The 23,396-nt window shown below is 58.5% G+C and carries 16 protein-coding genes; 9 read left to right on the top strand and 7 right to left on the bottom strand.

Annotated elements, in window-relative coordinates; translation table 11 throughout:
- Positions 1 to 14: 14 nt before the first annotated feature.
- From gatC to ACUIAI_RS07060, 6 genes are all read left to right on the top strand, one after another.
- Entirely contained in the window at positions 15 to 311 is a 297-nt protein-coding gene (gene gatC / locus ACUIAI_RS07085) for an Asp-tRNA(Asn)/Glu-tRNA(Gln) amidotransferase subunit GatC (protein WP_015022515.1), read from the top strand.
- A gap of 4 nt (positions 312 to 315) precedes the next feature.
- Positions 316 to 1,869, top strand: coding sequence for an Asp-tRNA(Asn)/Glu-tRNA(Gln) amidotransferase subunit GatA (gene gatA, locus ACUIAI_RS07080; RefSeq protein ID WP_445341975.1), 1,554 nt, complete (start codon positions 316 to 318; stop codon positions 1,867 to 1,869).
- Positions 1,870 to 1,894: 25 nt separating this feature from the next.
- Entirely contained in the window at positions 1,895 to 3,397 is a 1,503-nt protein-coding gene (gene gatB / locus ACUIAI_RS07075; protein WP_445341974.1) for an Asp-tRNA(Asn)/Glu-tRNA(Gln) amidotransferase subunit GatB, read from the top strand.
- A 191-nt stretch (positions 3,398 to 3,588) separates the two neighbouring features.
- Positions 3,589 to 4,668 (top strand): GNAT family N-acetyltransferase, encoded by a 1,080-nt coding sequence (locus ACUIAI_RS07070; protein ID WP_445341973.1) that lies wholly within the window; start codon positions 3,589 to 3,591, stop codon positions 4,666 to 4,668.
- The gene (locus tag ACUIAI_RS07065; protein ID WP_029678206.1) at positions 4,665 to 4,979 is read left to right on the top strand and encodes a DUF2469 domain-containing protein; all 315 of its coding nucleotides are present in this window, start codon (positions 4,665 to 4,667) and stop codon (positions 4,977 to 4,979) included. Before ACUIAI_RS07070 ends, ACUIAI_RS07065 begins: the two co-directional genes overlap by 4 nt.
- 138 nt (positions 4,980 to 5,117) lie before the next feature.
- Positions 5,118 to 6,707: an NAD(P)/FAD-dependent oxidoreductase gene (locus tag ACUIAI_RS07060; protein WP_110425855.1), complete on the top strand. Its 1,590-nt coding sequence runs from the start codon at positions 5,118 to 5,120 to the stop codon at positions 6,705 to 6,707.
- A 59-nt stretch (positions 6,708 to 6,766) separates the two neighbouring features.
- On the opposite strand, the gene ACUIAI_RS07055 is transcribed toward ACUIAI_RS07060, so the two are convergent.
- The gene (locus ACUIAI_RS07055; protein WP_445341972.1) at positions 6,767 to 7,429 is read right to left on the bottom strand and encodes a TetR/AcrR family transcriptional regulator; all 663 of its coding nucleotides are present in this window, start codon (positions 7,427 to 7,429) and stop codon (positions 6,767 to 6,769) included.
- Between the two features lie 222 nt (positions 7,430 to 7,651).
- Between ACUIAI_RS07055 and rho the strand changes: the two genes are divergently transcribed.
- Entirely contained in the window at positions 7,652 to 9,517 is a 1,866-nt protein-coding gene (rho, locus tag ACUIAI_RS07050; protein ID WP_445341971.1) for a transcription termination factor Rho, read from the top strand.
- A gap of 139 nt (positions 9,518 to 9,656) precedes the next feature.
- Here the strand turns inward: rho and ACUIAI_RS07045 are convergent, their stop codons facing one another.
- The 5 genes from ACUIAI_RS07045 to ACUIAI_RS07025 form a co-directional block, all read right to left on the bottom strand.
- Positions 9,657 to 10,637: a transketolase family protein gene (locus ACUIAI_RS07045; protein WP_445341970.1), complete on the bottom strand. Its 981-nt coding sequence runs from the start codon at positions 10,635 to 10,637 to the stop codon at positions 9,657 to 9,659.
- Positions 10,638 to 10,696: 59 nt separating this feature from the next.
- On the bottom strand, positions 10,697 to 11,560 hold the full coding sequence (locus ACUIAI_RS07040) for a transketolase (protein ID WP_445341969.1): 864 nt from the start codon (positions 11,558 to 11,560) through the stop codon (positions 10,697 to 10,699).
- A 70-nt stretch (positions 11,561 to 11,630) separates the two neighbouring features.
- Positions 11,631 to 12,518 carry a PEP-utilizing enzyme gene (locus ACUIAI_RS07035; protein ID WP_445341968.1) on the bottom strand — a complete coding sequence of 296 codons (888 nt, stop codon included), beginning with the start codon at positions 12,516 to 12,518 and terminating at the stop codon, positions 11,631 to 11,633.
- Between the two features lie 182 nt (positions 12,519 to 12,700).
- Positions 12,701 to 14,113 (bottom strand): TSUP family transporter, encoded by a 1,413-nt coding sequence (locus ACUIAI_RS07030; protein WP_445341967.1) that lies wholly within the window; start codon positions 14,111 to 14,113, stop codon positions 12,701 to 12,703.
- Between the two features lie 199 nt (positions 14,114 to 14,312).
- Complete coding sequence (locus tag ACUIAI_RS07025) at positions 14,313 to 15,365, bottom strand: 3-isopropylmalate dehydrogenase (RefSeq protein WP_445341966.1); 1,053 nt, start codon at positions 15,363 to 15,365, stop codon at positions 14,313 to 14,315.
- 381 nt (positions 15,366 to 15,746) lie between these two features.
- On the opposite strand from ACUIAI_RS07025, the gene ACUIAI_RS07020 reads away from it, so the two are divergent.
- Positions 15,747 to 17,114: a thiamine pyrophosphate-dependent enzyme gene (locus ACUIAI_RS07020; RefSeq protein ID WP_445341965.1), complete on the top strand. Its 1,368-nt coding sequence runs from the start codon at positions 15,747 to 15,749 to the stop codon at positions 17,112 to 17,114.
- Between the two features lie 95 nt (positions 17,115 to 17,209).
- Entirely contained in the window at positions 17,210 to 17,566 is a 357-nt protein-coding gene (locus ACUIAI_RS07015; protein ID WP_445341964.1) for a chorismate mutase, read from the top strand.
- Between the two features lie 88 nt (positions 17,567 to 17,654).
- On the opposite strand, the gene ACUIAI_RS07010 is transcribed toward ACUIAI_RS07015, so the two are convergent.
- Positions 17,655 to 22,988 carry an RCC1 domain-containing protein gene (locus ACUIAI_RS07010; protein WP_445341963.1) on the bottom strand — a complete coding sequence of 1,778 codons (5,334 nt, stop codon included), beginning with the start codon at positions 22,986 to 22,988 and terminating at the stop codon, positions 17,655 to 17,657.
- Positions 22,989 to 23,396 lie beyond the last annotated feature (408 nt).

Genomic DNA, 23,396 nt, shown 5'->3' with positions numbered 1-23,396 from the left:
ATATGATAAGTGGTATGCCAACTTTTACACGTGAAGAGATCAAGCACTTGGGCGATCTGGCCCGTATTGCTTTGACCGATCAGGAGGCTGACCGCCTCAAGGGCGAACTCAACGTGATCGCCGATTCCATCACCAAGGTTCAGGAGGTGGCTGGCGATGATGTGCCCCCCACTGCCAATCCCATTCCCCTGGAGGCCTACCTGCGTCCCGATGAGGCTGAAGAGCCGCTGACCCAGGAGGCTGCCCTTTCAGGTGCGCCGGTCACTGAGTCTGGTATGTTCGTGGCCCCGCGCATTCTGGGTGAGGAGTGAGACGATGAGCGCACAGGAAGAATTGGTCAAGCAATCCGCTTCCGACATGGCCGCACAGCTGCGGTCGGGGCAGGTCTCCAGCCGCGAGCTGGTTCAGGCTCATCTGGATGTGATCGAAGCTGCCGAGCCCAGCATTGATGCATTTCTGCAGGTTAGCGCCGATCAGGCCCTGGAGCAGGCTGACGCTTTCGATAAGCGCCTGGCCCATGAAGGCGCCGAAGGGCTGCCGGAACTTGCCGGCGTTCCCATTGCCATCAAGGACATGATCGTCACCAAGGGCATTCCCACCACGGCTGCCTCCAAGATCCTCGAGGGCTGGGTGCCGCCTTACGATGCCACCGTCATCAAGAAGCTCAAAGCCGCAGGCATGCCCATTCTGGGCAAGACCAACCTGGATGAGTTCGCTCAGGGGTCTTCCACTGAGCACTCGGCCTTCAAACCCACACACAACCCCTGGGATACCGAGCGGGTCCCGGGCGGTTCAGGCGGCGGTTCGGCCTCGGCTGTCGGCGCCTTTGAGGCTCCGCTGGCCCTGGGCACTGACACTGGTGGGTCCATTCGGCAACCCGGATCCTTGACCGGCACCGTGGGCGTCAAACCAACCTATGGCGGTGTTTCCAGGTTCGGGGCCATAGCCATGGCCTCCTCCCTGGATCAGATTGGTCCGGTCTCCAGGTCAGTGCTGGACGCGGCCCTGCTGCAGGAGGTCATTGGCGGCTATGACCGCCGAGACTCCACATCCATTCCCAAGCCGGTTCCCCCTCTGGCACAGGCCGCCCGTCAGGGCCAGAAGCGCGATCTGAAGGGACTCAAGGTGGGTCTGGTCAAGGAGTTGGGCGGCGAGGGCTACCAGCCCGGCGTCGAAGCACGTTTCAACGAGGCTGTCTCGCTGCTGGAATCCATGGGTGCCGAGGTTGTTCAGGTCTCCTGCCCGCACTTCCCCTACGCGCTGGCTGCTTACTACATCATCATGCCCTCTGAGGTCTCCTCCAACCTGGCCCGTTACGACGGCATGCGCTACGGCCTGCGGGTCATGCCTCCCAATGGCGTCCCCCAGACGGCAGCCAACATGATGGCCGCCACACGCGAGGCCGGATTCGGCGACGAGGTCAAGCGCAGGATCATCCTGGGTATTTACGCCCTGTCCGCCGGCTACTACGATGCCTGGTACGGCTCCGCTCAGAAGGTCCGCACCCTGGTCATCCGCGACTTTGAGAAGGCCTTCGAGCAGGCCGATGTCCTGGTATCGCCCACTTCGCCGACCACGGCCTTCCGTTTCGGGGAGAAGATGGACGATCCGCTGGCCATGTACCTGAACGACGTGGCTACCATTCCAGCCAACCTGGCTGGTACCCCAGCCATGTCGATTCCCGCCGGGCTTAGCGACGACGGGTTGCCTGTCGGTTTCCAGTTCTTCGCCCCTCAGATGCGCGACGAGGTCATGTACCGGCCTGCCGCCGCTCTTGAGGCCGCCCTGGAGGAGCAGTGGGGCGGGCCCATCTCCCGGAAGTTGTCCACCCCCTGGCTGGATGGCCTGGCCCAGGGATCGAACAAGTAGGCATCGGAAGGAAAACGGAATCACAATGGCTGAAAAACTGATGAAGTACGCCGATGCCGTGGCCAAGTACGACCCGGTGTTCGGCCTGGAGGTCCATGTCGAGCTCTGCACCAACACCAAGCTCTTCTGCCCGGCCCATATCGAGTTCGGCGGCGAGCCCAACACCCAGCTGACCCCGGTCTCCCTGGGCCTGCCCGGCAGCCTGCCTGTGGTCAACAAGACCGCCATCGACTATGCGGTCAAGCTGGGCCTGGCCCTGCACTGCAAGGTCAGCGAGTGGAGCCAGTTCGCCAGGAAGAACTACTTCTATCCGGACATGCCCCGCGACTATCAGATCTCCCAGTATGACAAACCCTTGAACGGTGAGGGCTACCTGGACGTTGAGCTGGACGACGGCAGCATCTTCCGCGTGCCCATCGAGCGTGCCCATGTGGAGGACGATGCTGGCAAGAATACCCACGTAGGCGGGGCCGACGGCCGCATTGAGGGCGCCGATCACTCACTGGTGGACTACAACCGTGCGGGTGTCCCCCTGGTCGAGATCGTGACTAAGCCTATCGAGGGCGCCGGGGCGCGTACCCCCGAGGTGGCCGGGGCCTACGTCCGGGCCATCCGAGACATCGTCCGGGCCCTGGGCATCTCCCACGCCCGGATGGAGCAGGGCAACATGCGCGCCGACGTCAACGTCTCCCTGCACGCCGGGCCGGATGCCCCTTTGGGAACCCGGTCGGAGACTAAGAATGTCAACACCTTCAAGGGCATCGAGAAGACGCTGACCTACGAGATCCGCCGTCAGGCAGCCCTGCTGGAGTCCGGCGGCGAGGTGCTGCAGGAGACCCGACACTGGGATGAGTCCACACAGACCACGGCGGGCGGCCGTGTCAAGACTGATGCCAACGATTACCGGTACTTCCCCGATCCCGACCTGGTCATGGTCCATGTGACCGAGGATCATATCGAGGAGCTCAAGGCTCAGATGCCAGAGATGCCGCGCGAACGCCGCGCTCGTCTCAAGAAGGAGTGGGATTTCACCGATAGGCAAATGCAGGATGCGGTCAACGCCGATGCTGTGGACCTGATCGAGGATACGGTCAAGGCCGGCGCTACGGCTGCCGGAGCCCGTAAGTGGTGGCTGGGCGAGATCTCCCGCGAAGCCAACGCCCGTGGGGTCAGCCTGCAGGAGCTGCCCATTTCGGCCCAGGATGTCGCCGATGTGGAACAGTTGATCGCTGACGGCAAACTCAATGACAAGCTGGCCAAGCAGACCGTCTCTGGCGTGTTGGCAGGCGAGGGCAAGCCCAGCGAGGTTGTTAAGAAGCACGGCTATCAGGTGGTTTCGGACGACGGAGCCTTGGATGCAGCCGTCGATCAGGCCCTCAAGGATAACCCGGACATCGTGGCCAAGCTGAAAGGCGGCAATATGAAGCCCATGGGCGCTATTATCGGAGCGGTCATGAGGGCCACCAAGGGTCAGGCCGATGCCAAGGCAGTCAGCAAGATCGTCATGGAGCGCATCGCTAAGTCTTGACCACGCCCGGTCCGCCGACCTGGTTCCATCGGATTCGGACCGGCGGACCTGCCCAGCCTCTCATGGTTTTCCCAGGGGCGAGGGATTACAATTGATTGCCATCGCAGGGTGGCGATCATGGAGGTGACGTGATGTCTATGAGCGGCAGGGGCAAAGACCGACCGCAAACGCAAACTGAAGGATCTGACGACATGGCGAGCAGACAGCTGCCCGACCGGATCGAAATCCCCTACATCCGGGGCGAGATGTTGCACCTGCGTCCGGCGGTCATCGCCGATCTGACAGCAATGGACCAGCTGGAGGCCTTTTACAATTCCACCGGCATCACCGGTAAGGGGCCTAGTGCCGAACGAGCCGTGGTCAATGCCTGGGTGCGTCGGTCGGTGGCTTGGTCCAAGGGTCTGGCTGCCCGTGATTCGGGTGTGGGTGATCCCGAGTCCCGCCGCACCCTGGCTTGGGCCATGGTAACTGATGCGGATACCGACCAGGATGGTTCGCCCGATGCCGATGCCACCAAGGGGGTCATCGGCATGATCTTTCTAATCGACGTGGACGGCTGGTCTCGCTCAGCCAGGATTCAGGTGGTCTTGGGTAGGCACTTCCGCGGGCGCGGCTACTCCCGGGATGCCATGCCCAGAATCATGACCTACGGGTACGCGGCTGCTCCTACGGGTCTGGGCCTGCACCGGATCTGGGTGGCTGTGCCAGAGAAAAACACTCGCTCGATCTCTGTCTACCAGTCCCTGGGATTCATGATCTCGGGCACCTCCCGAGATGCGCTCTGGGATGCCGAGAACGGCAAGTATCAGGATCAGATCGTCATGGACGCACTTGTCGACGAATATGATCCCATTCGTTCTTTGAATGCTTTCGGCATGCATGTCATCCGCGAAAACCCCGGTGTGGCTGAAGCCCTTGTTGTACACGGATACGCCGCGGATGAGAATGGCGGCATAAGCGGGTCCGAGCCTGAGGAATCCACCTCGGCATCTCAGGATTCGTCTGCATCAGGTGGTCCGCATTCGGACAAACCTGCTGAAGACCATGCAGGATCTGACAGCAGGAATGATGAGAAGGCAGACTCTGGTCAGACGGACGCAGCGGCTGCGGGGGAGAAGCCTGATTCCGAAGAATCTGTTGCCGAGCAGTCTGGCGAGGAGCATACGGCATCTGATTGGGCCTATGGGTCGACTGAGGCCAAGCGTTCCAAGCGTGCCTGGTGGCGTACGCTTGGCCATGGCCGTGATCGCGCGAATGGAGGTAGTCGATGAGTGCTGAGGATCTCGACAACTACGAGACCAACGCTGAACTGGCCCTGTATCGCGAGTACCGGGACGTGATCAAGCTGTTCACCTATGTGGTCGAGACCGAGCGGCGATTTTACCTGGCCAACAAGGTGGATTTCAACGTTCGGTCCGCTGGGCAAGATGTCTACTTCGACGTCCGGCTGACCGATGCCTGGGTCTGGGATGTCTACCGGTCCAGCCGGTTCGTCAAGAACGTCCGCATCGTCACCTTTAAAGATGTCAATGTGGAGGAAGTGCAGAAGACGGATATCGACATACCCGATGCGTTGGGCTAAACATCGTTCAGGGGCGAGCATCATCACGTTTGTTCCACGCAATGGCGGGAATTCGTGTGGGAAGTCCCTCGGCAGCCTCTGGCCTGGGACGAGCCAGGTACAGTAGTGATGATTTCATACGGTTTTCAGGAGGTTGGCATGGAGCGCAAGCAGTCCGTGATCGTCATCGGCGGAGGGCCCGCCGGCTTGACAGCGGCATGGGAACTGGTCAAGGACGGCGGCGACGAGCGCTATGACGTTACTGTTCTTGAGGCCACTGATGCCTTTGGCGGCATCTCCCGCACGGTCCGGCATAACGGCAATCGCATGGACATTGGCGGCCATCGGTTCTTCTCCAAGGATGACCGGATCATGGACTGGTGGAAGGAGGTCCTGCCTCTGCAGGGCGCGCCCTCCTATGACGATAAAAAACTTGGCCGCCACCACGACCTGGAACCCGGCGGCCCTGATCCGGAGAAGACCGACCGGGTCATGCTCAAGCGTCACCGCGTCTCCAGGATTTACTGGAATCACCACTTCTTCGACTATCCCATCTCCTTGACGCTCAACACCCTCAGGGCCATGGGCTTCAAGCTGACCATGCAGGCCGGGTTCAGCTACCTGAAGTCCGTCGTCCACAAGCTGCCTGAGGACAACCTGGAGAACTTCTATATCAACCGCTTTGGCCGCAAGCTCTACTCCATGTTCTTCGAGGGCTACACCGAAAAGCTCTGGGGCCGTCACCCGCGCGAGATCAGCGCCGACTGGGGCGCCCAGCGAGTCAAGGGGCTCAGCATCATGGGCGTGCTCAAGAACGCCTTCCAGAAGCTGCTGCCCAAGAAGCGCGATGCTCATCAGGTCGAAACCAGCCTGATCGAGGAGTTCTGGTACCCCAAGCTGGGTCCGGGCCAGCTCTGGGAGACCGTGGAGCGTCGCAATGTGGAGCACGGGGTCCACGTGATCACCGATGCCCGCGTAATCGGACTGACTCAGCATGACGGCCACATGACCGGTGTCATCTATCGCAACGCTGATGGCAAAGAAGTGACTCTGCAAGCCGACCAGATCATCTCCTCCATGCCCATCAAGGACCTGGTGGAGGCCATCGCCCACGAGGAGCCGTCCACCGATAAGGAAATGGTCAGGGTGGCTCAGGGGCTGCCCTATCGCGATTTCGTGACCGTTGGCCTGCTGGTCCGCCACCTGCGCATCCGCAACACCACCTCTATCAAGACCTTGGGTGATCCGCCCATTGTTCCCGACTGCTGGATTTATGTGCAGGATCCCGGATACAAGATGGGCCGCATCCAGATTTTCAACAACTGGAGCCCCTACATGGTCAAGAACGTGGACGGAACTGTTTGGATCGGCCTGGAGTACTTCTGCAAGGAGGGTGATGACTTCTGGAGCATGAGCGATCAGCAGACCACTGACTTCGCCATCAAGGAGCTGACCCGGATGGGCATCATCAACGGACCTGCCGACGTGCTGGACTCGCACCGGGAGCGGGTGGTCAAGGCCTACCCGGCCTACTTCGACACCTATGCCCAAATGCCCGAGCTGGTCAAATGGCTGGACTCCTTCGGCAACCTCTACTGCGTGGGCCGCAACGGGCAGCATCACTACAACAACCAGGATCACTCCATGGCCACATCCATGGAAGCCGTGGCCAACATCAAATCGGGGCGTGCCGACAAGACCAACGTCTGGAACGTCAATACCGAGAAGTCTTATCACGAGGAGAAGTAGACAAACCTCGGCTTTCGTTTCGTTTTAAGCCTCCGATCGTAAGTTCGGGGGCTTTGCCATCACGACAGGGCGATGGCCGGCGCCTTCAGGGGCAGGCCCAGCAGCTGTGAGAAGAAGGCCACACTTTCGCGTACCCGTTGGCGGACCACCTCTCTGATCTGCGGGTGGCCGGCGGCTTCTCTGCCGTTGCTGACGATGGACGAGAGCCCGTCAGCCATCAGCCAGGCCACAGTACGGGTGCCGGCCGTTTGGATCAGCGGAGTCTGCGGCAGGTCGCCCCGATCCAGCCAGCGGTCTAGCGCCTTGGTCAGAGGGTCGATAATCTGTCTGACGAAGCCCTCCATCACATTGCTGTTGGTGCTCAGGTAGCTGTACCAGTTGGCCTTGTCCGCGAAGATGACGTCCATCTTCCAGATGGCCCTTATCAGATGCGGGCAGATGTCGTCCAGCGCCTCTTGAACGTTCAGGTCAGAATCCTGCAGAATGTCGACCACATGATCCACGTAGGAGGCCAGATAAGTGCGCACGCAGGCATCTATCAGATCGTCCTTGGATTTGAAGTAGTAATAGAAAACGCTCATGCCCACGCCCTTGCCGTGGTTCATGGCGTGGATTACGTCGCGCAGGGAGGTGTTTGCAGCACCTTTCCGGTCGAAGACCCGCATGGCGGTGGTTACGAATTCGCTCCGCCGTTGCTCACGCAGAGATGATCGATCATTCATATGCCCAGTCTAGAGGTTTACCCATGAATATTTGGACACGCAGGCTGTTCCTTGCACCGGTCGGGCAGTCGTTGTAGGCTTATGGAAGTTCGATAAGCCGAGTCGTCATCGAATTTTCATGAGCGGTACCCCCGCACTATTCTCAAGCTATTTGCCTAGCCTAATTAGGCATAGCGAAGGAAAGGCATTACAACAGTGGCAACAAGCCAAGATATTCATTCCATGAAGCTGCCCGAACTCAAGGAATTGGCCAGGCAGCTGGGGTTGCGCGGTATTTCCGGCATGCGCAAGCCTGTCCTGATCGAGACGATCGAGGCGGCACGCTCGGGCGGCAAGGCCCCTGAGGGAGTAACCGTTGGCAAGCCCAAGGCTGCGGCCGCCGTGGCCAAGGGGGGCCAGGCCCCCGAACAGCAGCAGCCGACAAAGCAGGAGGCGAAGTCCTCCGCGGAAGGCGGACCGGAGACCACGGATACCAAGGAATCCAAGGACGATCGTCCTGTCGGAGACCTCTTCGATGTTTTGGGCATTGACGATCATAAGAGCGGCCATAGCGAGCGCCGGAGCCGCTTCCCCCATACCGTGGCCGACGAGGAGAACGTGGTCATATCCCGTCGCCGTCACCGCAGCACGGATTCATCCCGAGGCTCCCACACCAACCGCGGCCGGAGCGAGCGTGAGCATGGTGAGGAGCGCGAAGGTTCCGGCTCAGGTTCAGTGCGGAATTTGGACGACATTCTGGCAGCACTGCCTTCGCGGAATGACCGACCTCGTCGGCGCAGCTATGAGGATCGCGGCGAGGAGGGGCGCGACTACCGTCACAACGGCTATGATCGCCGAAACCGAAGCGACCGCAATGACCGCAACGATCGCAACGACCGACGCAACCGCAACAACCATCGCAGCAGCGGCCGGGATCGTGACTATGAGCCCAGGGAGAACTTCAAGCCCGAGGATCTGGTCCCCGTGGCAGGCATTGTGGATGTGCTGGACTCCTATGCTTTCGTGCGCACCTCCGGCTACCTGCCCGGCCCTAACGATGTCTACATCTCCATGGGCCAGGTCAAGAAGTATGGCCTGCGCAAGGGCGATGCCGTGCATGGCTCCATCCGTCCCCCCCGCGAGGGCGAGCATCGCAATCAGCGGCAGAAATTCGTTCCTCTTCAGGCCATTGACACCATCAACGGCATGAGCGTGGAGGACGCTGCAGGGCGCCCTCACTTCAACAAGCTGACCCCCCTCTACCCGCAGGAGCGCATGCGGATGGAGACCCAGCCCAAGAACATCACCGGTCGTCTGATCGACATCGTCGCTCCCATCGGCAAGGGTCAGCGCGGTTTGATCGTTTCGCCGCCCAAGGCCGGCAAGACCCTGACCCTGCAGTCCATCGCCAACTCCATCACCGCCAACAACCCCGAGGTGCACCTGATGGTGGTCCTGGTGGACGAGCGGCCCGAGGAGGTCACTGACATGGAGCGCACGGTTCAGGGTGAGGTCATCTCCTCCACCTTCGACCGCCCTGCCAGCGATCACACCACTGTGGCTGAGCTGGCCATCGAACGGGCCAAGCGTCTGGTGGAGCTGGGGCAGGATGTGGTGGTCCTTCTGGATTCCATGACCCGTCTGGCTCGCGCCTACAATATCTCGGCTCCCGCATCCGGACGCATCCTCTCCGGCGGCGTGGACGCGCAGGCCCTTTATCCGCCTAAGCGCTTCTTTGGCGCCGCCCGCAACATTGAGAATGGTGGTTCTCTTACCATCATCTCATCGGCCTTGGTGGAGACCGGGTCCAAGATGGATGAGGTCATTTTCGAGGAGTTCAAGGGCACTGGCAACATGGAGCTGAGATTGACCAGGGACCTGGCCGACAAGCGTATGTTCCCCGCCATCGACATCAACGCCTCCGGCACCCGGCGCGAGGAGCTGATCACCGCGCCTGAGGAGCTGGCTGTGGTCTATCGTCTTCGTCGCCTCCTGGGCGGCATGGAGACCGAGCAGGCTTATCAGACACTGGTGCCCAGGCTGAAGAAGACCGCCACCAACCGGGACTTCCTGGCGGCCATCAACCAGTCCATGCTGGCTCAGAAGTAGAACCGAGCAGGTGAACATGCGCGCACCTCGGTTCAGATTTGCACGCAACGGTTCACGCTAAGTCACAGGCCAACAGGGGGCAGCGTGTCGGATTGCCGACACGCTGCCCCCTGTTCTGTGGTCTGGCGACGTATCAATGTCAGCGTTGAAGATATTGGTGTTTTCTGTCGACGACTTTCCTTACGGCTCGGACTATATCCTTTGCCGTCAATCCATATTCCTGAGCCAGATAGTTCTGGTCGCCGACCTGGCCGAATCGGTCGTGAACTCCGATGAATTCGATAGGAACTGGGCAGCTGCCTGCCGCTGCTTCGCTGACGGCAGCACCTAGGCCTGTATTGACATTATGGTTCTCAGCGGTCACGATGGCTCCGGTTTGTCGGGCTGCATCGGCTACAGCCTGATTGTCCAGCGGCTTCCATGTGAACATGTCAAGGACGCGGACCGGTATGCCTTCATCGTCAAGAGTGCGCGCAGCCTTAATAGATTCAGCCACACAGATGCCGCTGGCGATGATAGTCGCCTCTGCACCGGACTGATTTATGACCTGTACGGCTTTTCCTATTTGGAAATGAGTTCCTTCCTGATAGACCTTGACGCACGGCTTGCGCACCAGCCGCATATATTGCATGCCGTAGTTTTGGGCCAGCCAACTCATCATCCATTTAAGCATGGTGATATCGGTGGCTTCCAGAACGGTCATTGAAGGGACGTTCCTCATGATCCCCATATCCTCGAAGGACATGTGGGTGCCCCCGTTGGTCATGGCCGTGATTCCCGGGTCGGAGCCAACGAGCTTGACATTGGCCTTGCTGTAGCCGCCGGAAATGAAGATCTGGTCCATCGCTCTTCGGCTCATGAACGGAGCGAAGGTATGCGCGAAGGGTATTTTGCCGGTCATGGAGAGCCCTACCGCAGTGCCGATCATATTGGCTTCCTGAATGCCGCAGTCCACCGTCCGTTCTGGGTGGGCTTCCTGAAAAGGCTTGGTGCCTATGGCGCTCATCAAATCAGCATCCAGAAGGATCAGGCGTTCGTCGTCGGCCGCCAGGTCAAGGAGGCATTGGCAGAAGGCCTGCCGCATTTCCTGTCTCTCGTTTTCCAAAGTACGCTCTATCATTCCTGTTTCCTCTTTACCTATCCTTGTGCAATTGGGTTTGTGTGCGTGGATCTCATGCCTTAGGCCGCATCAATCATTGTTTGGACTTCAGCCAAGGCCTGGTCGCGCTCCTGCTCGTTGATTGATATTGAATGGCTCTTCGGTTTTCCAGCGATTTCCGACCATCCCAGACCCTTGACGGTGTGAAGCACGATCATAGAAGGCTGGCCGTCGGCCTTTCCGGACTTGCTGCCGACTGTTTCCAAGGCTTGAAGGATGGATGGGACGTCATTGCCATCAGAGACGTCAACAACCTGCCATCCAAAAGCCTTGAACTTGGCTGCAGCATCTCCCAGGGAGCAGATGTCCTGGCAGTATCCGTCCAGTTGCAGACCGTTATAGTCCATGAAGGCAATCAGATTGCCCAAGCGATGCTGGGCGGCAAAGAGGGCCATCTCCCATATCTGACCCTCTTGACTCTCGCCGTCTCCTATGACTAGATAAACCTTGTTGTTTCGGCCATCCATCTTCAGTCCCAAAGCAACACCCGCGGCTACTGAGGATCCTTGACCCAGGGATCCGGCGGTTACGTCCACTCCGGGAACCTTGAGTCTGTCGGCATGGCTAGGAAGGTTGGTCCCGTTGCGGTTGAGGGTATTCAGCCAATCCATGGGAAAGTATCCGCGCAGAGCGAGTGTGGCGTACAAGGCTGGTGCGGAGTGGCCCTTGGAAAGGACAAACCAGTCCCGGTCGGCCCACTGCGGATCCTCGGGTTTGATGTTCATCTCGTGTCCGTACAGGACAGCAAGAAGGTCGGCTATAGACAGGGATCCACCCACGTGGCCGGTTCCAAAGGCCGAGATTTCCTTGATTGTCTCCTGTCTGATTCGACCAGCGAGCCGTTTGAGTTCTCTGATTTTGTCCATATTGATGTTTTCATTCATAATGATTTCCTCACTGTTCTTGTAGATGGATCGTTCTTGCAGTCATGCTTGGCTCTTCATGATTGCTCCTTTACTTGCCTCGAGCGCATGCCCGCCGACTGGCCTGGGCCGCACCCAGTCTTGTTGCCTGCGACTGGTAGGTTGAGCAGGGTACATAATCGAGGCCAATTGCCGCAGAATTCGATGGACGAGGGATCTCCGCCGCGTTCTCCTTGGGAGAATATGTGCCCGGTGCGGCACAGTCCGACTCTCTCATCGCCCGGCTCCTGTGAGCGTCGGAAGTCTTCCGGCGGATCCGCGTTGGCCTTGGCCTCCATGTGACGAAACGGTTGGCCCATGACATCACGCGTGCGAAGGGTCCGATCTCGTAAGAGGGGCGTGTGGGCAATTTTCCTGCATAGACCTTCCCGGTTTCCCCATCCAGAAAGATCCAATTGCCCTCCCTTATGTTCTGGTTCGACAGGCGGCAGCCGTCTTCATCCATCAATCCCAAATCGGACAGACCCGACACGCAGCAGCGCCTAATCCCCTTTGCCACTGCTGCGGCGGTATAACTAACCATGCCTCCGAGGGAGGTCAGAACCCTTTCCGCATGGTGCATGCCTTCGATATCCTTAGGCGCTGTGCTTCTTCTGACATGCTGCTCGGCTTTGCGCTCGGAGATTTTTCCAGGCACACCCATCACTGCGCTACCGTACAGCGGTATGAACCGAAGGTAGGAGTCCCAGTCCCGGTGGAGGTTGCCGGTCTTACTGATAGGAGCCCGCACCGTCTCTTCGTTGAGTCCCAAATTGAGAGTGGTGTTCATCATATCGGGCGTGGAGATCTGGGCTCCCGATCTGACTAATACTGGCAGGTGATTGTTGCCATCCTCGAATCGCTTGCTTACTAACAGGTCGCGCATGGAGGCATCGCCTTCGGACAGCTTGTGTACGAATCGTTCTGTTGTGTTGTGCATAGCGTTTTCCCTCATTGGATTGATGACAATTGGATAGACGACACGCGCCGTGTTCGTTCACGGCATCGGCAAAAACAGTCGATCTTCGGCCTGATTAAAATTTATCGTAGTGCTTAGTCTAGAACGGGAAGTTCTGCCGATTATTGTGCGGGACTCGGTATTGTTCCCGTAATGGAGCTTTTTCATATCAGAAGGCTGATGACGGCGATGACTGCGAAGAAATATATTGCCGCAGAAAAGGCTTTCTGGTTGACATGACCGGCGATCAGCCTGCCGCAGATGACAGCGAGCAGAGTGAGCGGGAGAACGCATAGGAAGGCAAGCACAACTTCCCTGTTTATCGTATTCAGTCCGACTGCAAAAGGCAGCTTCACCAGGTTCACCACCAGATAGAAGGCTGCCGTGGTGCCAAGGAATTGCTTGACAGGCAGCTGCTCGCTGCTGAAATACACGGTTGTGACCGGACCCCCTGCATTGGCTACCATGGTGGTAAAACCCGCCAGAACGCCGCAGAGCATGTGGAAGGCCACGCTTATTCCTTGCTTCTGTTTGTTCTTGCCTCTGGTTCCGTCTTGGGAGGCTTCACTCTTGCCGCCGTATCGCGTTTTCAGCGCGGTCCTTATGCGAGAAAGAAAGTAGAGTGAAACAAAGCAGGCAAGTATGAGCCCTATGGTCTTTTTGGTTGCATTGTTGTCAGCGTGATACAAGAACCAGACGCCGGCTAGGATGCCTATGGTCACAGTCGGCAACAGTCTAAACAGGGAGGCCAGCACAATGTCATGCCGGTAGGCCCAGATAGCGGTCCAGTCAGCGACGATGGCCATGATCAGCGTCAGCTCGGTGGCTTCTTTGGCGGGCATCAGCGATGCCAGAGTGGCCACTGCCAGGATGGCCGAGCCTGGTATCAACGACTTGTCCAGGCCTATCAGCACAGCAGCTACCGCCAAACCGATGATCAGCCAGAAGCTCATGCTATGCTCCTTCCTTGCCGGCCGACATGGCAATTCCTGAAGAAACAGGCAGTTGCGTCCGGGTTCCGCCACCAGGCGTTCTATGGTTTCATGCTGGTAGGCGGGCGTTTCGTGGGCGGTCGTGTCCTCAGCGAATACGTCGGAGACGATGATGGACTCTTCGCGATCCAGGAACCCATTCTTCTTCAGGGCGGCGAACAGGGCCTTGAAGTTCACATCGCCGTCACTCACCTTCGGATGCTGATGAACACGGGCGTTTGTTCCTTGGGGGTTGGCTATGTAGCGTAGATCATGCGAACGATGATGGGCATAACTGTCTGAGACATAAACCGACCTGAGTCGTTTGCCGGCCAAGGCGGTGATCCCATCCATATTATTGCTGTAATGGAAGGTGTGAGGAGCCGCGTAGACGGCGCAGACCGGCGGACTGTTGATGCCGTGCACATCCTGCAGAGCTGCAATTTCGATGGCCCGCTTCCAATAACGCACGGCTGTCTGTCGCTCTCGTTCGTCGGGCCAGGAAGTCCTGTAGACCGGTAGCAGCGAGCACAACTCAACACGTGCCTTCTTCAAGGCGGCCGCGAAGTCCTTGACTAATTCGTCGTCCGCCTTAGAGGTGCACATAAAACGGCAGGAAGGGCAGGTCGGGATGGAACGGTGTGGGATCCAATGCGATTTTCATATTGTCTAACCTCGTTGTCGGAACTTTTGGATGCCCTTGATTCGTCCTGTTCGTTGGCATCCTCGCTGCGGACAGGGTCGGCAAGCGATCTTGGAGACCAGGGTGTCAGGCCTCCATAATCGCTTAACGGTATGTAGTTGTTTACAGTCTTGCGATAATGTCCTGGCCAATTTGGTCAGTGCTCCGTTTGCGGGAGGAATTCTCCTCGGCATCCGCTTCCACGGCTCGTTCGATTCGGGCAGCCGCTTCGTCATACCCGAAGTGCTGCAGGAGCAGGGCTGTGGACAGAATCGTGGCCGAAGGGTTGGCTATGCCCTTGCCTGCAATGTCGGGGGCAGAACCGTGGATGGGCTCGAACATGGAGGGATGCTCGTCGGTCACATTGATGTTGGCTGATGCCGAATAGCCGATTCCGCCCACAACTGCGCCGGCCTCGTCGGTGATGATGTCGCCGAAGAGGTTGTCGGTCACAATCACGTCGAACCGGGAGGGATCGGTGACCAGGAATATGGTGCAGGCATCGGCATGCAGGTAGTCATAGGTCACGTCAGGGTACTCCTTGCCGACCTTGTCCATGACCCACAGCCAGAGTTGACCGGCATAGTAGAGCACGTTGGTCTTGTTGACCATGGTTACGTGCTTCTTGCCCCCGCGCTTGCGAGCCAGTTCGAAGGCAAACCTCACCGCCCTCTCGATGCTGAATTCGGTGTTCATCGAGGTCTCGGTTGCTATGGCGTGTTCAGTGCCCATGCGCAACAGACCGCCCATGCCGGAATACAGGCCTTCCGTGCCTTCTCTGATGACGACAAAGTCGATGTCGCCAGGGTCGGCCAATGGGGATTTGACACCGGGGTAGAGTTTGGACGGCCGCATGTTGATGGCCTGGTCAAATGCGAAACGGAGCTTGAGCAGCAGGCCGCGCTCCAGGATTCCTGACTTGACTCGTGGATCGCCGACAGCCCCCAATAGGATGGCATCCTTTTGGTCCATATCCTTGAGTTGATCATCTGTGATGAGGGTACCATCACGCAGGTAGCGATCTGCGCCCAGATCATAGTCGGTGTAGTTAAAGGAGACGCTGTCGCCGACGGCTTCCTTGAGTACGGCTTGGGCGACCGGCACGATTTCACGGCCGATTCCGTCACCAGGAATGACTGCAACGTCCAATATCCTCGTTGATGTTTGAGTATTCATGCCCTTCATGTTAGTGACTGCCTAGCGATATAGCAATAAAAAAAATCCTCAAAAATACCGATATGCGGGATTTTTGTATCAATATTTGCTTATTTATATTGAATGTTCACAATTTATTCGATTTTCTTATCAAAATTTGTAGAGAACTGTCCAATAGCTCTATACCATGATAATATGTCGGATCGCTCAACTGACGGTAGGCTGATAGGTTGATTATCCGTACCTTCTGCTGTCCCATGTATATCAGTCTTTGGGTGTCGTTCGGGGAAGGGGAAACTGAGCAGACAACATTTCAACGATGCAATTGAATGGAATAAAGCAACAAAAGCACAATTCATGGACCTGAACTGGCAAGGATGCGAGTAAAGGAGATCGTGGGATATGATCACTGCGGCCGTTAATCGTCTGCGGTCCCCTTGCTCCTCAGTGAGTATTTTTCGACGTACAGGCTTGGTTTCGCAGCAGGTCGAGAAGGAACAGTTCAACGATATTTCCGCCAGTCGGTACTGGGACCGAATCGTCCGGCCCGAGCAGCTGCCTGCCTCCCTGATGAAGAGCATTCAGATCCTGACCGACCCGACCACCGCTGGCGGAGGCGTCGTGTATTCGTCGGCCAGCGGGGTCCTGGCGGAATTCGCAGAGAAGACCGGGATTCCGGTCGGGAGCGCCCAGGCAGGCAAGGGCGCCCTGCCCTATGACCATCCGATGAACTCGGGCCCCATGGGTGCTCTGGGACTGCGCTTTGCCAATCGCCTGGCCCACACTGCAGACCTGATCATCGGTGTCGGCACACGCTATACGGATTTCACCTCGGCTTCCAACACGATGTTCCAGAATCCCCAGGTGCACTTCGTCAATATCAACGTCCTGTCATTCGATGCGCACAAGGAGGCAGCCATTCCGGTCATTGGCGATGCCCGTGAGACGCTGAGCGAGCTGCAGGAGGTTTTGGGCGATTGGCAGGTGGACGAGGATTATCACAGTGAGGCCGTGGCCAAGGCTGATGAGCAACGGCAGGCTGTAGACCGCATGGTCCAGCATATCCCGGGCACTGAGGGGCTGGGGCAGAAGGAGGTCATCGGCATCGTCAACGAATTCGCCCGTCCCCAGGATGTGGTCGTGAACGCCGCCGGGTCCATGCCCAGCGATCTTCAGAAGCTCTGGAAGGCGGGTAGTCCGCTGGGCTACTCGGTTGAATACGGCTATTCCTGCATGGGTTATGAGATTCCTGCAGCCCTGGGTATGCGAATGGCTGATCCGAGCAGGGAGATCTTCTCCTTCATCGGCGATGCCTCCTTCATCATGTACCACCAGGATGTACTGACGGCGATTCAGGAGCGGGAGAAAATCATATTGCTGCTCTTGGATAACGGCGGTTATGGATCGATTCATTCACTGTCCATGCAGGTCGGCTCTCAAGGATTTGAGACCAAGTATTACTACCGGGGAGATAACGGCCGGCAGAATCTTAAGGAACCGCTGCAGGTCGATTTTCCCAAGATTCTTGAAGGGTACGGGGTCAAAACCTATACCGTCGAGGATGCGGACCAACTGCGTCAGGCTTTGCGAAAGGCGCTCGCCAGTGATCAAATCACCGCCATCTATGCAAAGGTGGCACCGGTGGAACGTGACGATGCAGCCGACGCATACTGGGAGGTGGCCACTCCTGAGGTGGCGCATATCGAATCCTCGATAAAGGCCCATCAGGAATACGAGAGGATCCGCGATTTGCAGCGGAACTATCTATGACCTGCGGGTTTCCGGAATGACCAAAAACTGGATTAGCAGCGCTCTGTCCTTAGACCAGGCCGTCGGAACTTTGGTGGCAGGATTACACTGTTGCCATGAGCTCTGAGAAGATGGAAACAGTGATCGATGACCAGGCGCAGAGCGGGGGACCCCAGGCCGAGGCCGCCCGCCAGGTGGAGGAACTGCGTGACGATGTGGACACCATCGATGCCGCCATTGTCGCCATGCTGGCCGAACGGTTCAGGGTGACCCACCGCATCGGTCTGCTCAAGGCCCAGGCGGGATTCGCCTCAGCTGACCTACGTCGGGAGGCTTCACAGATAGCGGCCTTGCGAGACAGGGCTGAAAATTATGGCCTCGATCCGAATCTGGCTGAGGCTTATCTGCATCTGGTGGCTGACGCTGCTAAACAGGGCCACGAACAGTTGGCCAGCCAGCTGGGTTCACGCTGAGGGAATCCATAGCACGCTAGTGGCCGATGGCGTAGATGAACTACTATGCCACCGACCACTAGATATCAGCGATGACGGGATCGCCTGGTCAGCGAGTGCTGGCTTTGGTCTGATGAGTCGTTTCCTGGTAGTGCTGCCTTGATGCCAGGACCGTCACCGTAACAAACAGCCCGACAAGCAGTATGGCGAGCAGGCCCTGGCTGCCGGTCAGGGGCAGAACATCCCTGTAGGAAAAGTCCAGGTTCTCGGTCTGAGAGCTGCCTTGGCCAATGTTCCAGGTAATGTTGACCGTAGTCGAACCTGCCTTGAACGCTGGGGTATAGAAAGTCCAGGTATTCCAGGATCCCCAAGTCTCTGCCGTGCCGTTCCGCGTCAGTTGGAGAACTGCAACGGTATCCGGGTCCGTGCCGACCGTGACCGAGCTGATGGTCAATTGCGGCGGGCAGACCAAGGTGGCCGCCTTGACGGAACTGTTGTCGGAATTGGTGCCTAGCTGCCTGCCGCTGTTGTCGCCCCAGGCGTAGGCCTTGCCGTCGGAGTCGATGACCAGGACTTGGCGCTCGCCTGCAGTGATCTGTATGGTGCTGCCGTCTTTGCTCACCAGAACGGGGGATACGCTGATTGATCCGGTGATGGAGACATTGCCCAGGGCGTTTTGACCATTGCTTCCCCAGGTGTATACCTTCCCTTTATCGTCGATTCCCGTGCATAGGTATCCTCCAGCGCTGACCTCGGTGGGTTTGAATCCATCGCTGCCTCCGTCAGGATCGGCCACCAGGGTAGGTATTGCGGCATCGTTGGTGTCTCCGGTGCCCAGGCGTCCGTCGGTGTTCGTACCCCAGGCGTAGGCCTTGCCGTCTCTGCTGATGGCCAGGGAGTGTGAGCCTCCCGCACTGACCTGAGTGGCGAAGAATCCTGTTGATCCGTCTTCGTATTTCTTGGGTGACGACACCGATACGGGGCTGGCTTGTGAGACTGTGGAATTGTTGCCCAGTCTGCCGTTGTAGCCAAATCCCCAGGCGTAGGTTTGCCCGCTTATACCGATGATCAGAGAGTGCTGATATCCTGCACTGACCTGTCTGGCTTGGAATCCAGGGCTAGTGGCGCTTGCGTTGACAGCTACTGGAGTAGGGACGTTCCCAGTCGTACTACCGTCGCCCACCTGTCCGCCTCTGCTCCTGTCTCCCCAGGCGTAGACCTGATGATCCGTGCCGATGGCCAGGGAATGATAGCCTCCTGCGCTTACCTGGATGTAGGAGAAGTTATCCTTGTCGGCAACACTGTCGGGCTTCTTCACTCGGATGGGTGTCTTGCTGCTATCGTTGCTGCCGTTGCCGAGCTGCCCACTGCCGTTGCCTCCCCAGGCGTAGGCGTTGCCGTCACTGCCGAGGGCCAGCGAGAATCCATAACCAGCGCTTACCTGGATGTAGGAGAAGTTGTCCTTGTCGGCAACACTGTCGGGCTTCTTCACTCGGATGGGTGTCTTGCTGCTATCGTTGCTGCCGTTGCCGAGCTGTCCACTGCCGTTGTTTCCCCAGGCGTAGGCGTTGCCGTCACTGCCGACGGCCAGAGAATGGTTTTTGCCTGTGCTGACCTGGGCGAAACGGATGCCGCGCTGCGAGGGCGGAGTGATGGTGACCTGGTATCCGCCGGTGGATGGACTGATGGTTGGGTTGACAGTCATTGGAGACGAACGCGTCCAGTGTGCGACCAGGGTCAGCGGGCCAGTGACCGGTTTGCCGAAGTCATAGGCCACATCGGAGCTGCCGTCGGATGCTTTGATAAACCAGCCGTCGAATAGGAAGCCTGCTTTGGTCACAGTCTGTCGGGGCACCAATTCGCCTTCCTTGATGTCCTTGCTTGTCCATGCAGCCCCGATGCCTCCAACGGGGTCAAGATCTATGCGCTTGTTGGTCGGATCGAAGGTGTAGTCGAACTGTTGTGTTTGCGTTGAGTCCCCGGCATCGCCGGCAATGTTCCATGTGATGGTGAAGCTGGAGGGGCCGTACGGGTACGCGGGCGTGACGAAGGTCCAATCCCGGTTTTCATCCCAGGTGTCTTTGCTTGTCTGGGTCAGGTTCGTGGCTGGCTTGGTGCTGCTGGCCATGGTGCCGAAGGTCACCTTGGTCAGGGTGATCTGTGGTGGCTGTGTGGTGCCGGGCGATGAGGACGCCCCGTTTCGTCCGAGCTGGCTGAAGACGCCGTATCCCCAGGTGTAGAGCAATCCGTCAGACCCGATGGCCGTCTGGTGGTGGCTGGAGGTGGCTACCGCGCAGGCCTTCACCGATTGGGCCAGGGTGATGGCTGTGGGGCTTGTCTGCCATGCATCACTATTGCCGTTGCCCAGCTGGCCGTAGCCCTGATTGCCCCAGGTGTAGAGCTTTCCGTTGTCGTCTATGGCTTCGGAGCCATCATCGCCCGCGCTGATGGCGGTGATGTTGACACCGTCGGTTCCGAAGCTGGTCTTAGTGGATCCTTTCGTGCTGGCATTGGTATCAGTCGAGGAGCCGATGGCGGCGCTGGAACCCCATCCGTAGACGTCATGATCCGTATCCAGCGCCAGCACGTGCTGGTAGCCTGCGCTGATGGCTATATAGAACCGCGTATCAGGCTGTCCGGTGTTCAGGTCCTGGACACGTGTCGGCGTCGGATTGCCATCGAGGGTGCCGTTGCCGAGCTGCCCCTTGCTGTTTTCGCCCCAGGCCCAGGCGTGGCCTTGACTGTCCAGGGCTGTGCCTGTGGTGAACCCTGCGCCGATGGCGGTGATGCCGGACAGCGTCGGGACCTTGGCGGGGGAGGAATGGGGGTTCTTGTCTGAGCTGCCGATGCCGAGCTGGCCTTGCTCGTTGTTGCCCCAGGTGTAGACCGTGCCGTCAGAGGCCAGGGCCATGGCGTATGACCGTCCTGCGCTGATGGCGGTGATGGTGGCATTGAGATTCGCCTTTACAGGCACGGCAGAATCTGTTGTGGTGCCGTTGCCGAGCTGTCCCTTGCCGTTGCTGCCCCAGGTGTAGACCGTGCCGTCCGATGCCAGGGCCATGGAATAGGCGTCGCCGGCGCTGACGGCTATGAAGATCTTTCCTTTTATGGCATCATTTTCGGTGATCCGTACCGGCGTTGCCACCTGGCCTGAGTCTTTGCTGTTCCCCAGTCCGCCGCTGGCCTGGTTTCCCCAGGCGTAGACGTGCCCGTCCGAACCCACAGCCAGGGTGTGGTAGCGTCCTGTGCTGGCCTGGGTGAACCTTACGGATCTCGGCTTGGGGGGAGTCAGAGTGATTGCGGAGCCCCCGGTGTCGTCGCCATGGAGGGGATCCGTAGTTTTCCATTTGGTGTCTGGCGATGACCAATGGGCTTTCAGATTCAGCGGTCCGGTGACCGGCTTGCTAAAGTCATAGGCCACATTGGAGCTGCCGTCGGCTGCTTTGACGAACCAGCCGTCGAAAAGGAAACCTGCCTTGGTGACGGTGGGAGGCGAAGCCAGCTTGCCTGAGGTGACGGACTGGTCCGAGACCGATGAGCCCCCGTCCGAATCAAAGGTGACCTTCTGAGCAGTGGGTGTGAATGTATAGTCGGCGATGTCCTGCCCCTGTTGTGCTACGCCGCCAATGGCCCATTCACTGATCTTGATCTTGGTGGTTCCGTAAGTGTGATACGGGGTAGTGACCGTCCATGGGGTATTCGCACTCCAGGTGTCGTCACCTGCTGAAGTTCGGCTGATCGGGCTATTGCTGTCGGTCTTGACAACATCAGTCTTGCCGAAGGTCACCTTGGTCAGGGTGATCTGTGGTGGCTGTGTGGTGCCGGGCACTGAGGCTTTCCCGTTTCGTCCGATCTGGTTGTAGTAGTTGTATCCCCAGGTGTAGAGCAATCCGTCAGACCCGATGGCCGTCTGGTGGTGGCCGGAGGTGGCTACCGCGCAGGCCTTGACTGATTGGGCCAGGGTGATGGCTGCGGGGCTGGTCTGCCATGGTGCATTTGCTGTAGTACCGCCGTAATTGCCGTTGCCCAGCTGGCCGTAGCCCTCATTGCCCCAGGTGTAGATACTTCCGCTGTCGTCTATGGCTTCGGATCCGTCGTCGCCCGCGCTGATGGCGGTGATGTTGACACCGTCGGTTCCGAAGCTGATCTTCGTGGACCCTTTCGTGCCGGAACCCCATCCGTAGACGTCATGATCCGTATCCAGCGCCAGCACGTGCTGGTAGCCTGCGCTGATGGCGATATAGGACCGGGTATCAGGCTGTCCGGTGTTCAGGTCCTGGACACGTGTCGGCGTCGGATTGTTATCGAGGGTGCCGTTGCCGAGCTGGCCGACATCGTTCTTGCCCCAGGCCCAGGCGTGGCCTTGACTGTCCAGGGCTGTGCCTGTGGTGAACCCTGCGCCGATGGCGGTGATGCCGGACAGCGTCGGGACCTTGGCGGGGGAGGAATGGGGGTTCTTGTCTGAGCTGCCGATGCCGAGCTGGCCTTGCTCGTTGTTGCCCCAGGTGTAGACCGTGCCGTCAGAGGCCAGGGCCATGGCGTATGACCGTCCTGCGCTGATGGCGGTGATGGTGGCATTGAGATTCGCCTTTACAGGCACGGCAGAATCTGTTGTGGTGCCGTTGCCGAGCTGTCCCTTGCCGTTGCTGCCCCAGGTGTAGACCGTGCCGTCCGATGCCAGGGCCATGGAATAGGCGTCGCCGGCGCTGACGGCTATGAAGATCTTTCCTTTTATGGCATCATTTTCGGTGATCCGTACCGGCGTTGCCACCTGGCCTGAGTCTTTGCTGTTCCCCAGTCCGCCGCTGGCCTGGTTTCCCCAGGCGTAGACGTGCCCGTCCGAACCCACAGCCAGGGTGTGGTAGCGTCCTGTGCTGGCCTGGGTGAACCTTACGGATCTCGGCTTGGGGGGAGTCAGAGTGATTGCGGAGCCCCCGGTGTCGTCGCCGCTGACGTTAGTCGTCGTCCACTGGGCGTCGTTGACCGATGACCAATGGGCTTTCAGATTCAGCGGTCCGGTGACCGGCTTGCTAAAGTCATAGGCCACATTGGAGCTGCCGTCGGCTGCTTTGACGAACCAGCCGTCGAAAAGGAAACCTGCCTTGGTGACGGTGGGAGGCGAAGCCAGCTTGCCTGAGGTGACGGACTGGTCCGAGACCTTTGAACCCCCGTCCGAATCAAAAGTGAGGGTATATGAGGATGAATCCCTGGTCTGGGGCGACTTGTCGGTCTTTTGCTTATTGAATGGTTGGATGGACTTGAACGGCGAGGGATTATTGTTGGCCAGCGGCGATGGTGATGCGGTCGGCATCATAGCCCCTACCTGCTCACCTGTTTTGAGCAATGAGTTCGCGCTGCTGCTTCCTGCTGTAGGTGTAGGCGCCATGTCGTCGGTGTTTGCGTATGCTCCGGTTGAAGCTACGACCAGCGCCAGTCCAATCATAGCCGTTAAGGTCAACAGTCTACGGGTGCTATGAGCATTCCCCATTTAATCTTCCTCCCCAAGCGTGCTGACTTCCCAGGTCATAGTCCCCATAACTGCGTCGACGCACACCATGTAAAATCCCGCTACTAACTCTACTTTAGCATTACAATCTTCGCGAGCCGCAGAGTGTTGTGATCAGGCGTTCCACAGGCAAATTCGGTCTGAGCAGCTCGTAACAGGCATGCTTTCGATTGCAAAACTGCGTGAATGCTGATTGGTACTGCTGTTGCATGGGTGACGATTGTTCGTCCGGCCTTGCAGGCTGTAACGCTAGTTGCACTGTAACGGCCTTGTTACGAGTGCAAACCGATGGCAACCGGGGCGGTGCCTATGGCCGAACCACCCCGGTTGCCATCGGGAATGAAA

The sequence above is a fragment of the Bifidobacterium sp. ESL0827 genome (genome assembly GCF_052606685.1).
The sequence above is the reverse complement of the archived record's forward strand: the minus strand, read 5'-3'. Positions and strand labels throughout refer to the sequence as shown.

What these genes read in the sequence shown, in the direction of transcription:
- gatC (WP_015022515.1), top strand. Translation starts at nt 15, where the DNA reads ATGCCAACTTTTACACGTGAAGAGATCAAGCACTTGGGCGATCTGGCC.
- gatA (WP_445341975.1), top strand. Translation starts at nt 316, where the DNA reads ATGAGCGCACAGGAAGAATTGGTCAAGCAATCCGCTTCCGACATGGCC.
- gatB (WP_445341974.1), top strand. Translation starts at nt 1,895, where the DNA reads ATGGCTGAAAAACTGATGAAGTACGCCGATGCCGTGGCCAAGTACGAC.
- ACUIAI_RS07070 (WP_445341973.1), top strand. Translation starts at nt 3,589, where the DNA reads ATGGCGAGCAGACAGCTGCCCGACCGGATCGAAATCCCCTACATCCGG.
- ACUIAI_RS07065 (WP_029678206.1), top strand. Translation starts at nt 4,665, where the DNA reads ATGAGTGCTGAGGATCTCGACAACTACGAGACCAACGCTGAACTGGCC.
- ACUIAI_RS07060 (WP_110425855.1), top strand. Translation starts at nt 5,118, where the DNA reads ATGGAGCGCAAGCAGTCCGTGATCGTCATCGGCGGAGGGCCCGCCGGC.
- ACUIAI_RS07055 (WP_445341972.1), bottom strand. Translation starts at nt 7,429, where the DNA reads ATGAATGATCGATCATCTCTGCGTGAGCAACGGCGGAGCGAATTCGTA.
- rho (WP_445341971.1), top strand. Translation starts at nt 7,652, where the DNA reads ATGAAGCTGCCCGAACTCAAGGAATTGGCCAGGCAGCTGGGGTTGCGC.
- ACUIAI_RS07045 (WP_445341970.1), bottom strand. Translation starts at nt 10,637, where the DNA reads ATGATAGAGCGTACTTTGGAAAACGAGAGACAGGAAATGCGGCAGGCC.
- ACUIAI_RS07040 (WP_445341969.1), bottom strand. Translation starts at nt 11,560, where the DNA reads ATGAATGAAAACATCAATATGGACAAAATCAGAGAACTCAAACGGCTC.
- ACUIAI_RS07035 (WP_445341968.1), bottom strand. Translation starts at nt 12,518, where the DNA reads ATGCACAACACAACAGAACGATTCGTACACAAGCTGTCCGAAGGCGAT.
- ACUIAI_RS07030 (WP_445341967.1), bottom strand. Translation starts at nt 14,113, where the DNA reads ATGTGCACCTCTAAGGCGGACGACGAATTAGTCAAGGACTTCGCGGCC.
- ACUIAI_RS07025 (WP_445341966.1), bottom strand. Translation starts at nt 15,365, where the DNA reads ATGAATACTCAAACATCAACGAGGATATTGGACGTTGCAGTCATTCCT.
- ACUIAI_RS07020 (WP_445341965.1), top strand. Translation starts at nt 15,747, where the DNA reads ATGATCACTGCGGCCGTTAATCGTCTGCGGTCCCCTTGCTCCTCAGTG.
- ACUIAI_RS07015 (WP_445341964.1), top strand. Translation starts at nt 17,210, where the DNA reads ATGAGCTCTGAGAAGATGGAAACAGTGATCGATGACCAGGCGCAGAGC.
- ACUIAI_RS07010 (WP_445341963.1), bottom strand. Translation starts at nt 22,988, where the DNA reads ATGATTGGACTGGCGCTGGTCGTAGCTTCAACCGGAGCATACGCAAAC.